Annotated in this window: 2 protein-coding genes; both read left to right on the forward strand. The window is 79.0% G+C overall.

The genetic code is table 11. From position 1 onward, the window contains the following. On the forward strand, window positions 1-202 hold a 202-nt coding region (locus tag LFA75_RS23695), incomplete at its 5' end, for a ComEA family DNA-binding protein (protein ID WP_225236172.1). A 22-nt stretch (window positions 203-224) separates the two neighbouring features. After that, window positions 225-866, forward strand: a complete 642-nt coding sequence (gene bluB, locus LFA75_RS23700; protein ID WP_225236173.1) for a 5,6-dimethylbenzimidazole synthase — start codon at window positions 225-227, stop codon at window positions 864-866. The last annotated feature ends 333 nt before the right edge of the window (window positions 867-1,199 follow it).

The raw sequence follows: 1,199 nt of genomic DNA on the forward strand, positions 1-1,199 counted from the left end.
TGCCGGGTCCGGGCCGGTCGACCTCAACTCCGCCACCGCGGCCGACCTCGACGCGCTGCCGGGGATCGGCCCGGTGCTCGCCCAGCGCATCCTGGACCACCGGGAGGAGCAGGGACCCTTCGGCAGCGTGGAGGAGCTCGACGACGTCAGCGGGATCGGGCCGGCGCTGTACGCCGAGATCTCCCCGCTGGTCACCGTCTGAGGCCCTCGTGTGGGATGGCGGGATGGACACCGGTCTCTACGACGCCATCCACCGCCGGCGCGACGTCCGGCGCGAGTTCACCGGCGAACCGGTCGACCCCGCGGCCCTGCGCCGGGTGCTGGACGCTGCGCACGCGGCCCCGAGCGTGGGCATGACCCAGCCCTGGGACTTCCTCCTGGTCCGCGACGCAGAGCTGCGTCAGCGGTTCCAGGCGCACGTCGCCGCCGAGCGCGAGGTGTTCGACGCCGGGCTGGACGCCGAGCGGGCCGCGGTGTTCTCCCGGATCTCGGTCGAGGGCGTGCTCGGCTCCAGCCTCGGCGTCGTGGTCACCTACGACGCCGGGCGCGGTGCGCCGGCGGTGCTGGGCCGGCACGCGATCGCCGACACGGGCCTGTACTCCACCTGCCTGGCCATCCAGAACCTGTGGTTGGCCGCGACCGCCGAGGGCTGGGGCGTGGGGTGGGTGTCCTTCTACCGGGAGCCGTTCCTGCGGGACCTGCTGGGCATCCCCGAGGACGTCCGCCCGGTGGCGTGGTTGTGCGTGGGGCCGGTGGCTCAGCTGCAGGAGGTGCCCGACCTGGAGCGGCACGGCTGGCGGTCCCGCCGGCCGCTCGCCGACGCCGTCCACGCCGACCGCTGGGGTGCCCCCGCCGCGGACGTCTAGCAGGTTCGAGGCGGGTCTGCCGGTCGCCGTCCACACCGGGGACGGCGGTCCACAGCCGTCCCCGAGGCGGGTGCGCGGGGGGGCCGGGCCCCCCGCCGCGGCCGCCCGCGGGGGGCGGCGGGGGGGGGGGGGGGCGCGCGGGGGGGGGGGGGGGGGGTGCGGGGGGGGGGGGGGCGGGGCGGGGGGGGGGGGGGGGGGGGGGGGGGGGGCCCCGCCGGGCGGGGCACCGGGGCCCGGCGCGGGCGTCGGGCGGGGGGGGGAGGGCCCGGCGGTGGTGGGGGGGGCGGAGCGCTGGGTGGGGAAGAGGGCGGCGGTGAAGGAGGGGCAGGGAGG

The sequence above is a fragment of the Klenkia terrae genome (assembly GCF_900491935.1).
GTDB lineage: Bacteria > Actinomycetota > Actinomycetes > Mycobacteriales > Geodermatophilaceae > Klenkia > Klenkia terrae.